The following is a 13,057-nucleotide window of genomic DNA, read 5'->3' as shown; positions in this document are numbered from 1 at the left end:
CCGGGTGCCGTCACCGGGCCCGCACCTCCCGCTCGCGCAGGCGGGACGGGTCCACCACGTCGCGGATCAGGCGGAGTTCGGCGGGGGACGGGGTGCGCGTGCGGGGGATCTCGTCCGGCAGGGGGAGGGGGAAGCCCGTGGCGTCGCGGACCTCCTCGGGGGTCACCCCGGGATGCAGGCTCACGACACGCATCGAGCGGTCCGGTGTCGCGAAGTCGAAGACGCCGAGGTCCGAGACCACGCGGCGCAGCTCGTGGAAGCGCGTCGCCGACGGGCCCGCCGCCGCGGCGCTGTCGTACCCGACCCCGCAGATCATGTCGACGCGCTCGACGAACACGCGCGGGGAGTGCCGGGGGATCCAGTAACTCACCGGGTTGTTCAGGGTGTTCACGGGGGCGCCGCGGACGCCGAGGAGCTGGCGGTCCGGGCGGCGCCAGTCGCCGACGCAGCTGATGTTCTGGTTGCCGAAGAGGTCGATCTGGCTCGCGCCCATCATCACGTGCCGACGGCCGCCCATCACCATCGTCAGATGGCGGCGGTACGGCAGCCATCCCTCCGTCACCGCGGACCGCGCCCCGACCGCCGGGACGTCCCCGATCAGGAGGGCCTCGCCGTCCGTGAGGAGCAGGTCGGGCGCGAACGTCAGCTTCGCCAGGCGCGCCGCGATCGACGGGACGGCGCCCATGGGGGAGGCGAGCACCTCGCCGTCGCCGCGCCAGGCCTCGGCGCAGGCCACCACGCAGTACTCGGCGCGGGTCGCCGTCGTGGCCCCGGTCGTCGCCGTCATCGCTGCTCCTTGTGCCAGGCCTCGACGGCCGAGTGATAGTCCTCCTCGCCGGTGCCGGCGAGGAAGCGGGTGCTGAAGTCCCCCCAGGTCTCCGGGGTGCGCGCCGCGGTGGCGTACTCCTTCTGGAACGCCTCGTCGCGGTCGTAGTCCGGCACGCACGATGTGAAGTGCGCGCCCCGGGGCGTCTCGGCCACACCCGTCACCGCGTGCCGTGAGACCAGCAGGGTCTGCGGCGCCGCGTCCCGGGTCAGCTCGGCCGTTTCGACGATCCGCTCGCACGTCACGTACGCCGTGTCGGCCGCCTCGCAGAACAAATCGTCGAAGTACGGATCGGGGCCCAGATACTGGCCGTTGCCGAGGGCGTCCGCGCGGTTCAGATGGACCAGGGCGGCGTCCATGCGCAGGGCGGGCACCGCCACGAGCTCCTCCCCGTCCGCGTAGGGCGAAGTGACCGTCCGCAGCGACGGGTTGACCCGCAGCACGTCCGAGCCGAGGCCCGCGCGGACCGGCAGGAACGGCAGCCGCTGGGCGCCCGCCGTGAGGCCCTGCATGAACATCGCCTCGTCCAGCTCCATCAGTTCGAAGGCGCCGCGCTCGCGGGCCGCGCGGAAGTGCGGCTCCAGCGGGATCGAGTCGAGCGTCACGAACGCCGTGACCAGCTTGCGGATCCGGCCCGCCGCGGCCAGCAGGCCCACATCGGGCCCGCCGTACGCCACCACCGTCAGGTCCCTGACGTCCGAGCGCAGTAGCGCCCGCACCAGCGCCATCGGCTTGCGGCGCGAGCCCCAGCCGCCGATGCCGAGCGTCATGCCGCTCTCCAGGCGCCCCACGATCGCGTCGGGCGTCATCACCTTGCCGCTCATGGCCGTCCCCCCTTCTCGCCGCGGACGTCGTCGTCCGCGCCCTTGCTGCCGTGGCCCGCGCTGCCGTTGCCCCGGCCGTCGACGTGCCTGCCGCCGAAGTCGGCGCGGATCCGGTCGGCGAGGCCGCTCAGGTTCGCCTCGAAGGTGAAGCCCTGCTCGAAGCGGTAGCTGCGGTGCACGTCGACCGGGTCGATGCCGTTGATCGCGGCCTTGGCCAGGCGCAGCAGCGTGCCGTCCTTGCGGGCGATCTCGTGCGCCAGCTCCAGGGCCGCGGCGTGCAGCTCCGCGCGCGGGACCACCCGCCACACCGAGCCGTGGGCGTGCAGTTCGGCGGCGGTCGCCGTGCACGAGGTGTAGTACAGCGCGCGCATCAGGTGCTGGGGCACCAGGCGGGCCAGATGCGTCGCGGCGCCGAGCGCGCCGCGGTCCAGCTCCGGCAGCCCGAAGGTGGCGTCGTCGCTCGCCACGATCGCGTCCGCGTTGCCCACCAGGCCGATGCCGCCGCCCAGGCAGAAGCCCTGCACGGCGGCGACGACCGGGACCTCGCAGGCGTACACCGCCGAGAACGCCTCGTAGCACCCGTGGTTGGCGCCGAGCAGGGTGTCGTGGCCCGGGTCGCGCTGCATCTCCTTGATGTCCACGCCCGCGTTGAACCCCCGGCCCGCCGCGGCGAGCACGACGCAGCGCACGCCGGGGTCGCGGCCCGCGGCGCGCAGCGCGTCCGCGAGGTCGTACCAACCCCGCACCGGCAGGGCGTTGACCGGTGCGTAGTCGACGGTGACGACAGCGACGCCCCCGTCCGGAGCCGAGGTGGAGACAGGCATCAGAGGATCCGCTACCTTTCAACCAGAGCCATCAACCAAACATTTGTTAGTTGCCTTCGAAAGGTAGCAGCCATGACTGACAAGGGACAGATGGTCGTGGTCACCGGCGGCACCCGCGGCGTCGGCGCCGGGATCGCCCGGCGCTTCCTGGCCGCCGGGGCGCGCGTCGTGATCTGCGCCCGCAGGCCGCCCGCCGCGCCCGTCGAAGTGGCGGGCATCGCCGCCGAGTTCCGCCCCCTCGATGTGCGCGACGCCGCGGCGGCCACCGACTTCTTCGCCGGGGTCGCGGCCGACCACGGCGGGATCGACGTCCTGGTGAACAACGCGGGCGGCACGCCGTTCGGGCTGCTCGCCGAGACGCCCGCGGCCCGCCAGACGAAGATCGTCGAGCTGAACCTGCTGTCGCCGCTCTACGCCTCCCTCGCCGCGTACGAGGTGATGCGCCGTCAGGAGACCGGCGGCACCATCGTGATGATCGGCAGCGTCAGCGGCACCCGCCCCTCACCCGGCTCCGGTGCCTACGGCGCCGCCAAGGCGGGCCTGGAGAACCTGGCGCGCACCATGGCCGTCGAGTGGGCGCCGCACGTGCGCGTGAACACGGTCGTCCTCGGCCTGACCCGCACCGAGAGCTCGCACCTGCACTACGGCGACGAGGAGGGCGTCGCGGCGGTCGGCCGCACGGTTCCCCTCGGCCGCCTCGCCGACCCGGCCGACGTCGGGGACGCCTGCGTCTTCCTCGCCTCCGACGCCGCCCGGTACGTGAGCGGTGCGGCGCTGCACCTGCACGGCGGCGGCGAGCGGCCCGCGTTCCTCGACGCGGCCTCCGTGAACCACTGACGAGCGTGAAGCACTGACGAGCGTGAGCCACTGACGAGGGTGCATGGCCAACGAGAGGGAGTTCCGCATGAACGCTGCCACCGGGCCCGGCCCCGGGCCCACGAACGGCATCTGCGCGGGGCGCGTCGTGATCGTCACCGGCGCGGGGCGGGGACTGGGCCGCGCGCACGCACGCGCGTACGCCGCCGAGGGCGCGCGGGTCGTCGTCAACGACCTGGGGGCGGGCCTCGACGGCTCCGGCTCCTCCGGGGACCCCGCGCGCGGGGTCGTCGAGGAGATCCGCGCTGCGGGTGGCGAGGCGGTCGCGCACCACGGGGACATCGCCACCCCGGACGGCGCGTCCTCCCTCGTCGGCGCCGCCCTGGAGACGTACGGACGCCTGGACACCCTCGTGAACAACGCGGGTTTCCTGCGCGACCGGATGCTCGTGAACCTCGACGAGGACGACTGGGACGCCGTCGTACGCGTTCACCTGAAGGGGCATTTCCTGCCCCTGAAGCACGCGGCCGCGCACTGGCGCAGCGAGTCCAAGGCGGGGCGCGCACCGCGCGCGTGTGTCATCAACACCTCCTCCGGAGCGGGCCTGTTGGGCAGCGTCGGGCAGGTCGGCTACAGCGCCGCCAAGGCCGGGATCCTCGGGCTCACCCTGGTCGCCGCCGCGGAACTCGCCGCCTACGGAGTGCGGGTCAACGCCATCGCGCCCGCCGCGCGGACCCGGATGACCGAGCAGACGTTCGCCGAGACGATGGCCGCCCCCGTGGACGGCGGTTTCGACGCCATGGCCCCGGAGAACGTGTCCCCGCTGGTCGTCTGGCTCGGCTCGGACGCCGCCGCCGGGGTCACCGGCCGCGTCTTCGAGGCCGAGGCGGGCCGCATCACCGTCATGGAGGGCTGGCGGCCAGGACCCAGCGCCGACAAGGGCGCCCGCTGGAGCGCCGCGGAGGCGGGCGAAGCGGCCCTGAAGCTGCTCTCCAGGGCCGAGACGCCACAGCCGGTGTACGGGGCGCGCTGACCCCCGGGGGCGAGCTGGCGTCGAGGCGCGCCGTCGTCATGTGCGGGCTGACCCCGCGGGGCACGCGCCCGGGTGGCAGGCCCCGGCCCGGGTGACCGGCCCCGGCCCGGGAGGCCGGGACCGGCCCGGGGCGCCGCCCCGGGGGCAGCCCGCCCGGACTCACACCCCCGAAGCCACCCGCACCGGCTCCGTGCCCTCCGCGCTGTGCCGCGCCGCCCAGTTCTCCAGGGAGGTGCGGCAGGCGTGGTCGAGGTGGCGCAGGTCCGTCAGGTCCAGCTCGATCGGGCGGTCCTGGGGGAGCGCCTCCAGGGCGTCGAGGATCTTCGGCAGCCGCAGGAAGGTGGCGTTGCCCGACAGGTGGGCGCGGATGGGGCCCGCGCCCTTGTCGACGACCTCGACGTGCACGTGGGACGTCTCCCACGCCGTCTTGACGATCGCGAGCGCGAGGCCGATGAGCACGCCCTCGAACATGCTCACCGACACGATCGCGACGGCCGTCACCACCAGCACGACCGCCTCGCCCCGGTGCTCGCGCCACAGCCCGCCCAACTGCCGCACGGGCACCAGCTTGCAGCCCGCGTGCACCAGGACGCCCGCGAGCGCGGCGACCGGGATGAGGCCCAGCGCGGCGGGCAGCAGCGCCGCGAACAGCAGCAGCCACACGCCGTGCAGGACGCGGGAGGCCTTCGTACGGGCACCGGCCTGCACGTTGGCGGCGCTGCGGACGATCACCGCGGTCATCGGGAGCGCGCCGAGGAGCCCGCACACCGTGTTGCCCGCTCCCTGCGCGACCAGCTCCTTGTCGTAGTCGGTGCGCGGACCGTCGTGCAGCCGGTCCACGGCGGCCGCGCTGAACAGGCTCTCCGCGGACGCGATCAGCGCGAACGCGAGGACCGTCCCGATCGCGCCGATCCCGAGGAGTTCACCGAAGGCGCCGGTGCCGGGCGGCTGCACGGCCTCGATCAGGCCCTGCACCTCGACGGTCGCGACGGGCATCGAGAACAGCAGCGACACACCGGTCGCCAGGGCGACGGCGGCGAGCGGCGCGGGAACCGTGCGGAACACGCCCGGCAGCCTGCGCCACAGCAGCAGCACCGCGACGGTGCCTGAGCCGAGTGCGAACGCGGCGAGCGCGCGGCCGGAGCCTACGGTGTCGGTGATCAGTTCCGGCAGACCCCCGATCTTCGCGAGCCCGCTCGAGGGGGCCTTCTGGTCCGCCATCGCGTACAGCTGTCCGGCGATCAGGACGAGCCCGATCCCGGCGAGCATGCCCTCGACGACGGCGACGGATATCGCGCGGAAGAACCGGCCGAGCCGCAGTGCGCCCATGGCCAGTTGGAGGAGTCCGGCGGCGAGCACGAGTGCGCCGAGCGCGGGGAGCCCGAACTCCTGCACGGCCTCGTACACGAGGACGGTCATGCCGGCGGCCGGGCCGCTGACCTGGAGGCTGCTGCCGGGAAGGAGCCCGGTGACGATGCCTCCGACGATGCCCGTGATCAGGCCGAGTTCGGCGGGTACGCCGGACGCGACGGCGACACCCACGCACAGGGGGAGTGCGACGAGGAAGACCACTACGGAGGCGGTGAGATCGTGCCGTCGGTCTCCGGAGACCTTTAACAGCGAACGGGCACGGAGAAGGGAACGGTCAAGGAAGGGCTGCATGGGGGAATGACTCCTGAGCGCCACGGGGGGCGTGTAGGTGCTCGGTGTGACATGGGATCGGTACGGACCGGCACGGCGACGGTTGTGGGGGTCGCGGGTGCCGGTGCGGTGGCACCGATCAGCAGCGGAAGACCTGCAACAGGGACGGCAGTTCACTGCCTGCGGGTCTGCTCTCGTCGTACGCGACGAGGCGCGGCAGCGACGGCCGCGCGGCGGGGGCGTCCGAGGGCACCTGGACGGCGGCGGCCACGTGCCCGTCGGTCACGGGGCACGCGTGCGGCCTGGCCCGGACCCGCATGTGCTCGGTGGCGGCCCCGGCTCCCGCCGGACCGTCACAGGCCGAGGAGACGACGGTCTCCCTGGCCTCCACGGCGAGCCCCTCGCCCGCACCTCCGCCCGGGCCGGGCCCGAAGCACTGGAGGACGACCAGCAGCACGGCGGCGAGCGCGGTGAACACCCAGGGGCGTCCGCCGAGTCGGAGCACGTGCTCACCTCCGTGCATGAAGTTCCACGATCATCTCGAAACTTAAGGCACGGATGTGTCACCCGGGTGACTTGACGGTGACGTGTGCTGCTTCTCACGTGCGTGACACTCCTGGTCACGGACGGTGGCTACGTGCGCGGGGCACACATGGCGGTGGGTGCCGGGGCCCGGAAAGCGCTGGATCGCGGTGACGCGATCGGCGACTCTGGGCCCATGCTGCTTCCCCTCACCCACGAGAAAGCCGAACTGATCGAGGTCGTCCGCATCACGGCTCCGGAGACGCATCTCCGTGCGGAGCACTTGGCCGGTGACGAGGTCGCCATCTGGGATGGCCCCCGGGCGAGCCGAGCCCTGGCGCTGATCGGCGACCTGCGGGGCAGCGAGCTGCACCGCTGCTTCTTCCCGGGCTGGGGAGTCCGTGTCCACAGCGCCACCGACCTGCTCTTCCGGCTGGCGTTCTGCTTTGAGTGCCATGGAGTACGACTGTGGGGGCCGGGAGTCCCGGCCGACCAGGAGGGGATCGAGCCCTTCGATCCGGCGAGCGTGCCCGCGCGTGAGCTGCTCCGAGAGTTCCGCGGCGTCGCGTCCGGCTGAGGCCGCGGCTTGCTCAACGGCGTTTCAGCGCGCGGTCGGTGAGGGAGCCTGCGGAGCCCGTCCAGTGGGTGGGGTCGGTGAGTTCGGTGAGTTCGGTGAGTTCGGTGAGGTCGGGGGCGGGGGGTGTGGGGGTGTCGGGCTTGGGGGCGTGGGGTGGGAGTGCCTTGAGTTCTGCTGATACCGCATCCGCCAGGGTTCCCTCGCCCGCCCTGACCTTTTTCGCCGCCGCGGACACCAGTTCCGTGGCGTGGGTGCGGCCCAGGTGCGGGGTCAGTTCCACGACGAGGCGTTCGGAGGTGAGGAGGCCCGCCGTGAGGTCGAGGTGGGCGCGCATCGCGTGGGGGTGGACCTGGAGGTGGGTGCACAGGTCGACCGCGTCGCGGGCCGCGCCGCCGACGAGGCGCAGGAGGTCCCGCAGGGGCTCCCACTCGGCGTGCCAGGCCCCGGGCGGGCGTTCGTCGGCGGCGGGCAGCGAGGCGTACAGCGTGGCCGCGAGCGCGGGGGCGCGGTGGGCCGCGGCGGCGATCAGGGTGGCGCGGACCGGGTTCGCCTTGTGCGGCATCGCGGAGGAGCCGCCCGCCGCGCCTTCGGAGAGTTCGCCGATCTCCGTACGGGAGAGGGTGAGGACGTCGGCGGCGAGCTTGCCGAGCGCCCCGGCGGTGAGGGCGAGCGCCGCGGCGAGGTCCGCCACAGGGGTTCGGAGCGTGTGCCAGGGGAGGTCGGGTGCGGTGAGGTTCAACTCGGCCGCATAGGCGAAGATCAGACGGAGTGTCAGGTCCGGGTTCCGGGAGTCGTCGGCCCCGTGCGCTCCGGCCACCGCCAGCGTGCCCACCGCCCCGCCCAGCTGCACCGGCAGCCCTCCGCGCACCCGCACCACACGGTCCCGCGCGTCCAGCGCCAGCGCCCGCCACCCGGCCGCCTTCAGGCCGAACGTCGTCGGCGCCGCGTGCTGGGTGAGCGTGCGGCCCGCCATCACCGTGTCCCGGTGGGCCCGGGCGAGGCGGGCCAACTCCCCTTCCAGGGAGGCGAGATCGACCAGGAGCAGGTCCAGCGTCCGCGCGGCCACCAGCATCGCCGCCGTGTCCAGGATGTCCTGGCTGGTCGCGCCCCGGTGGGCGTACGCCGCCGCTTCCGGAGGCACCGCCGCCGTCAGGTCCGCCACCAGCGGGATCACCGGGTTGCCGCCCGCGCGGGCCCGCACCGCGAGAGCGCGCGCGTCGAACCGGGCGGCGTCGGCGGCAGCGGTGACCGCGGCCGCCGCCTCGGCCGGTGCCGTGCCCACCGCCGCCTGCGCCCGCGTCAGGGCCGCCTCCGCGTCCAGCATGGCCTGGAGGAAGGCCCGGTCGCTCGTGGCGCGCTCCGCGGGCGAGTCCGCGCGCCCCGGGGCCAGCAGGCCGACGTCGAGGGCGGGGCAGTCCCCCGAAGCATGCGCCTCGCCACTCACGTCGTGCGTCGCGCCACTCACGTTCCGCGTCGCACCACCCACTTGGTACGCCTCGCCACCCACGTCCTGCGCCACGCCACTCACTTCGTGCGCCGTGCCACTCACGTCCTGTGCCGCACCACCCACTTCGTACGCCCCACCGCTCACGCGAACTCCAGGAACACCGTCTCGCCCTCCCCTTGGAGGTGTATGTCGAAGCGGTAGATGCCGTGCGGCTCCGCCCGGGCGAGAAGCGTCGCGCGGCGGTCCGCGGCCAAGGCCGTGAGCAGGGCGTCGTCGGGTTCGTCGCGCAGGTACGCGCGGGTGAACAGGTGGTTCAGGAGGCCGCGGGCGAAGAGGGCGACCGACAGGTAGGGGGCGCCGCCGGGCGGGAGGGTGTGGATCGCCCAGTGGCCGTCCGCGTCCGTGGGCACGCGGCCGAAACCCGTGAACGTGACGCCGTCGCGGCCCGCCGGGCGGCCCGTCACGGGGTCGCGGCGCAGTGAGCCGGGCGCGCCCGCGCGGGAGCCGTCCGGCGCGGGCTGCCAGATCTCGAGGAGGGCGTCATGGACGGGCTCCCCGGCGCCGTCGTACACGTATCCGTGGAGGGTGATCGTGTCGGGGTGGGCGAGGGGTGCGATCTCGGGGCCGCCGGGGGCGGGCAGCGCGTGGCCGAAGAAGGGGCCGACGGTCTGCGAGGGGGTGGGAGCGTGGGGTGCCGCCACCGGGCCCCGCCGCCCTTGTGTCGGCACGGGGCCTCGCCGCCCCTGCGTCGGCACGGGACCTCGCCGTCCTTGCGTCGTCACCGGGCCTCGCCCTCCTCGAAGAGCGTCGCCGACGGGCCGTCCAGGACGACGTCCCAGCGGTAGCCGAGCGACCACTCGGGGACCGACAGGTCATGGTCGTACGCGGCCACGAGCCGGGCCCGCGCCGCCTCGTCGGTGACCGAGTGCAGCACCGGGTCGAGGGCGAGGAGCGGGTCGCCGGGGAAGTACATCTGCGTCACCAGGCGCTGCGTGAACGCCGTGCCGAAGAAGGAGAAGTGCAGGTGGGCGGGGCGCCAGGCGTTGTCGTGGTTGCGCCAGGCGTAGGCACCGGGCCTGATCGTGGTGAAGGTGTACGTGCCGTCGTCGTCGGTGAGGCAGCGGCCGCAGCCGGTGAAGTTCGGGTCGAGGGGCGCCGCGTGCTGATCGCGCCGGTGGGCGTACCTGCCGGCCGCGTTGGTCTGCCACAGCTCGACCAACTGGCGGCGCACCGGACGACCTTGACGGTCCGTCACCCGTCCGGTGACCGTGATCCGCTCCCCGATCGGCTCGCCCCTGTGCTGCCGGGTCAGATCGGCGTCCAGCGCCGTGACGTCGGTGACGCCGAAGACGGGGCCGGTCAGTTCCACGGCCTCGGGGTCGCGGACCGGGACGGGCGGGCCGTGCGGGGTGCGGAGTTCGAGGCTGCGGTAGGGCGGGGGAGAGGGGGCGATGGTCATGTCCGGGTGCTCCTCCCTGAGCGGTGTGCGGGGTGCGCGGGCTCGGCCCGGTCGGGCGCGTGCGGGGCCGGAGGCCGCGGGCGGTCGGTGCGCGTCCCGGGGACCCGCACCTCCGCCGCCGTCCGCGCGACGACCTCCGCGACGTCGACGCCCGGCGCGCACTCGGTGAGTTCGAGGCCGTCCTCGGTGACGTCGAGGACGGCGAGGTCGGTGATGATCCGGTGCACGCAGGCCCGGCCCGTCAGCGGCAGGTCGCACTCCTCGACGACCTTCGGGGAGCCGTCCTTGGCGGTGTGCGCCATCGTCACGATGACCGTGCGGGCACCGTGCACGAGATCCATCGCGCCGCCGATGCCGGTGACCAGCCTGCCGGGCACGGCCCAGTTGGCGAGGTCCCCGCGCGCGGACACCTGCATCGCGCCGAGCACCGCCACGTCGATGTGCCCGCCGCGGATCATCCCGAACGACAGCGCGGAGTCGAAGTACGCGGCCCCCGGGAGGACGGTGACCGTCTCCTTGCTCGCGTTAATCAGATCGGGGTCCACCGCGTCGGGCGCCGGATAGGGACCGACGCCGAGGATCCCGTTCTCGGAGTGGAGCATCACCCGCACGCCGGGCGGGAGATGGTTGGGGATGAGGGTGGGCAGGCCGATGCCCAGGTTCACGTACTGGCCGTCGCGCAGCTCGCGTGCCGCGCGTGCCGCCATCTGCTCACGGGTCCAGGGCATCAGGAGCTCACCGTCCGGTTCTCGACGCGCTTGGCGGCGGCCTCGGCCGGGCTCAGCTCCACCACCCGCCGGACGAAGACGCCCGGCAGGTGCACGGCGTCCGGGTCGAGCGCGCCGGGCTCCACCAGTTCCTCCACCTCCGCGACCGTCACCCGCCCGGCCATCGCGGCGAGGGGGTTGAAGTTCCGGCTCGCCCTGGCGAACACCAGGTTCCCGTGCCGGTCGCCCCGCGCCGCCCGTACCAGCGCGAAGTCGGTGCGGATGGCGTGCTCCAGGACGTACGGGACGCCGTCGAACTCCCGGACCTCCTTCGGCGGTGACGCCACCGCGACCCCGCCCCGGCCGTCGTACCGCACCGGCAGGCCGCCCTCGGCGACCTGCGTGCCGACCCCGGCCGGGGTGTAGAACGCGGGGATGCCCGAGCCCCCGGCCCGCAGCCGCTCCGCGAGCGTGCCCTGCGGGATCAGCTCGACGTCCAGCTCACCGGCCAGGTACTGGCGCGCGAACTCCTTGTTGGCGCCGATGTACGAGCCCGTGACGCGCGCGATGCGGCCCGCCGCGAGGAGCACGGCGAGCCCCGTGTCCAGGGCGCCGCAGTTGTTCGAGACGACGTGCAGACCCGTGACGCCGCGGGCGTGCAGCGCCTCGATCAGCACGGTCGGCACGCCGCTGAGGCCGAACCCGCCGACGGCGAGGGACGCACCGTCCGCCACGTCGGCCACCGCGTCCGCGGCCGAAGCGACCACCTTGTCCATCCGGGCCGACCTCGTCTCTCTCGCCGAGATTTCATCGGCACACTGAGATTTCATCAGCGCACTGACTATTTCTGTAGGGCTCGGACTCACGCTGCCACCGCTGCCTGGAGCCGTCAAGACGCCGTCGGACGACTCGACTTGGCGATATCGTTCAGTGCACCGACGAAAACATTCCGGCGTGTGAGGAGCAGCCATGGCCGCGGTGGACCTGAGCACCCACCCGGGGCACCTGGCCCGGCGCCTGCAGCAGGCGCACCATCTGCTGTGGAACGCGATGGTGTCCGAGGAGATCACCTCACCGCAGTTCGCGGTCCTGAACGCCCTGATCGCCGAACCGGGACTCGACCAGCGCGGCGTGGGCGAGCGGGTGCGCCTGGACCGCTCCACCGTCGCCGACGTCGTCGCCAGGCTCACCCGCAAGGACCTGCTCGACAAGGTCCGCGACCCGCAGGACGGCCGCCGCGCCCTGCTGCGCCCCACGGCCGAGGGCAAGCGCGTCCACCGCCGCCTCACGGTGCGCGCCGCCCGGATGAACGAAGTCCTCCTCGCGCCGCTGGCCGACGAGGAACGGACGCTGTTCCTCGGCCTGATCCAGCGGGTCGCCGACGCGGCGGAGCGCCTGCGCGACCCGCTGGCCGAAACCGTCACGCCTTCGTGAACACCACCCACACCGGCCCCTTCGCGAACCGCAGCGGCTTGCCCCCGGGCGTGGTGAACTCCGTCCCGTCGTCCGCCGTCCGGCGCTCCCAGCGCGCCTCGTAGGAGCGGCCGTCGCGCAGCACCCGGGCCGTGCCCTCGCCGACGGAGTCGGTCAGCGGCGAGGTGTTGCCCGAGCGGTCGTGGAAGCGCGAGTCGCGGATGTCGACGCGCTGGACCACCACCGTCGCCGCGGTCAGCGCCTTGCCCGCGGAGGTACGGGCCGGGGTGCCGTCCATCGCGATGTGCCAGCGCCCCTCGTACTCGACCCAGGTGAAGGCGAAGCGCGCCGACGGGAAGCGGACCGTGTGCCGCGTCTCCGGCGTGCCGCCCGCCGGGCGCGGGCCGAACGTGAAGCCGGTGCTCTCCAGGCCGCGCGCCTCGGTCCTGACGCCGAGGGCGGCGGGCCGCAGATAGAGGTTGTGCGGGGCGGGCTTGCCGCCGCCGCGGTGGTACGCACGGCCGGGGGCCTTGCCCGGCGGCAGCGGGCGCAGCGGCGCCCGGTCGATCAGCGGAAGCAGCTTGGACTGCGCGCCGGAGAAGGCGAGCGCCGGATCGTCGAACTGGCGCAGCAGCTCCAGGTCCGTCTCGCGGGCACTGCGCACCGGGCCGACGACGGGCGGCAGCTTGCGCGCGTACACCGCCATCAGCCGGCTCAGGCCCGCCTCCACCTGCTCGACGTACACGACGTCCGCCGCGTCCAGGCCCGTCTGCGGGCGCGCCGGACCCACGTTGTCGATCTTCACGGCGAGCACGCGGCCGCCGTCCCCGGAGCGGGACCCCTTGGAGTCGTCCCGCTCGAACGTGCAGCCCGCGGCGAGCGCGGCGACGACCGCCACCGCCGTCGCCGCGCGCCCCACCCGTACCCGCTCCCGCACGCGCCCCTGTGCTTGCCGTGTCATGCCGGGG

Annotated in this window: 15 protein-coding genes; 4 read left to right on the top strand and 11 right to left on the bottom strand. The window is 73.9% G+C overall.

Annotated elements, in window-relative coordinates; genetic code table 11:
* Positions 1–10 precede the first annotated feature (10 nt).
* The 3 genes from ACFVHO_RS21440 to ACFVHO_RS21430 are packed head-to-tail and all read right to left on the bottom strand — an operon-like array spanning position 11 to position 2,474.
* Positions 11–787 (bottom strand): CoA-transferase subunit beta, encoded by a 777-nt coding sequence (locus ACFVHO_RS21440; protein ID WP_385716774.1) that lies wholly within the window; start codon positions 785–787, stop codon positions 11–13.
* Positions 784–1,650: a CoA transferase subunit A gene (locus tag ACFVHO_RS21435; protein ID WP_385716771.1), complete on the bottom strand. Its 867-nt coding sequence runs from the start codon at positions 1,648–1,650 to the stop codon at positions 784–786. Before ACFVHO_RS21435 ends, ACFVHO_RS21440 begins: the two co-directional genes overlap by 4 nt.
* Complete coding sequence (locus tag ACFVHO_RS21430) at positions 1,647–2,474, bottom strand: enoyl-CoA hydratase family protein (protein WP_385716768.1); 828 nt, start codon at positions 2,472–2,474, stop codon at positions 1,647–1,649. The genes ACFVHO_RS21435 and ACFVHO_RS21430 overlap by 4 nt, the downstream gene beginning before the upstream one ends.
* Positions 2,475–2,546: 72 nt before the next feature.
* On the opposite strand from ACFVHO_RS21430, the gene ACFVHO_RS21425 reads away from it, so the two are divergent.
* Both ACFVHO_RS21425 and ACFVHO_RS21420 read left to right on the top strand, forming a co-directional pair.
* Positions 2,547–3,311 (top strand): SDR family oxidoreductase, encoded by a 765-nt coding sequence (locus ACFVHO_RS21425; RefSeq protein WP_385716765.1) that lies wholly within the window; start codon positions 2,547–2,549, stop codon positions 3,309–3,311.
* 67 nt (positions 3,312–3,378) lie between these two features.
* Positions 3,379–4,323, top strand: a complete 945-nt coding sequence (locus tag ACFVHO_RS21420) for an SDR family oxidoreductase (protein ID WP_385716762.1) — start codon at positions 3,379–3,381, stop codon at positions 4,321–4,323.
* A gap of 159 nt (positions 4,324–4,482) precedes the next feature.
* Here the strand turns inward: ACFVHO_RS21420 and ACFVHO_RS21415 are convergent, their stop codons facing one another.
* Positions 4,483–5,985: a SulP family inorganic anion transporter gene (locus ACFVHO_RS21415; protein WP_385716759.1), complete on the bottom strand. Its 1,503-nt coding sequence runs from the start codon at positions 5,983–5,985 to the stop codon at positions 4,483–4,485.
* A gap of 118 nt (positions 5,986–6,103) precedes the next feature.
* Positions 6,104–6,469 (bottom strand): hypothetical protein, encoded by a 366-nt coding sequence (locus ACFVHO_RS21410; RefSeq protein WP_385716756.1) that lies wholly within the window; start codon positions 6,467–6,469, stop codon positions 6,104–6,106.
* Between the two features lie 213 nt (positions 6,470–6,682).
* Here ACFVHO_RS21410 and ACFVHO_RS21405 point away from each other — a divergent pair, with 213 nt between their 5' ends.
* A complete protein-coding gene (locus ACFVHO_RS21405) occupies positions 6,683–7,063 on the top strand; it encodes a hypothetical protein (RefSeq protein ID WP_385716753.1) in 381 nt (126 codons plus the stop codon).
* 13 nt (positions 7,064–7,076) lie between these two features.
* Here ACFVHO_RS21405 and pcaB read toward each other — a convergent pair whose 3' ends face one another.
* From pcaB to ACFVHO_RS21380, 5 genes are all read right to left on the bottom strand, one after another.
* Positions 7,077–8,507: a 3-carboxy-cis,cis-muconate cycloisomerase gene (pcaB, locus tag ACFVHO_RS21400; RefSeq protein WP_385716951.1), complete on the bottom strand. Its 1,431-nt coding sequence runs from the start codon at positions 8,505–8,507 to the stop codon at positions 7,077–7,079.
* A gap of 143 nt (positions 8,508–8,650) precedes the next feature.
* Positions 8,651–9,211, bottom strand: a complete 561-nt coding sequence (gene pcaG / locus ACFVHO_RS21395; protein WP_385716750.1) for a protocatechuate 3,4-dioxygenase subunit alpha — start codon at positions 9,209–9,211, stop codon at positions 8,651–8,653.
* 77 nt (positions 9,212–9,288) lie between these two features.
* Entirely contained in the window at positions 9,289–9,969 is a 681-nt protein-coding gene (gene pcaH / locus ACFVHO_RS21390; protein WP_385716747.1) for a protocatechuate 3,4-dioxygenase subunit beta, read from the bottom strand.
* Positions 9,966–10,697 (bottom strand): CoA transferase subunit B, encoded by a 732-nt coding sequence (locus tag ACFVHO_RS21385; protein ID WP_385716744.1) that lies wholly within the window; start codon positions 10,695–10,697, stop codon positions 9,966–9,968. The genes pcaH and ACFVHO_RS21385 overlap by 4 nt, the downstream gene beginning before the upstream one ends.
* Positions 10,697–11,452, bottom strand: a complete 756-nt coding sequence (locus ACFVHO_RS21380) for a CoA transferase subunit A (RefSeq protein ID WP_385716741.1) — start codon at positions 11,450–11,452, stop codon at positions 10,697–10,699. Before ACFVHO_RS21380 ends, ACFVHO_RS21385 begins: the two co-directional genes overlap by 1 nt.
* A gap of 193 nt (positions 11,453–11,645) precedes the next feature.
* Here ACFVHO_RS21380 and ACFVHO_RS21375 point away from each other — a divergent pair, with 193 nt between their 5' ends.
* Entirely contained in the window at positions 11,646–12,110 is a 465-nt protein-coding gene (locus tag ACFVHO_RS21375) for a MarR family winged helix-turn-helix transcriptional regulator (RefSeq protein ID WP_385716738.1), read from the top strand.
* Here the strand turns inward: ACFVHO_RS21375 and ACFVHO_RS21370 are convergent.
* Positions 12,097–13,050, bottom strand: a complete 954-nt coding sequence (locus ACFVHO_RS21370) for a DUF3048 domain-containing protein (RefSeq protein WP_385716736.1) — start codon at positions 13,048–13,050, stop codon at positions 12,097–12,099. The genes ACFVHO_RS21375 and ACFVHO_RS21370 overlap by 14 nt on opposite strands.
* Between the last annotated feature and the right edge of the window lie 7 nt (positions 13,051–13,057).

This window comes from Streptomyces sp. NPDC127108, from assembly GCF_042677545.1.
In the GTDB taxonomy this organism is placed as follows: Bacteria; Actinomycetota; Actinomycetes; order Streptomycetales; family Streptomycetaceae; genus Streptomyces.
The sequence above is the reverse complement of the archived record's forward strand: the minus strand, read 5'-3'. Positions and strand labels throughout refer to the sequence as shown.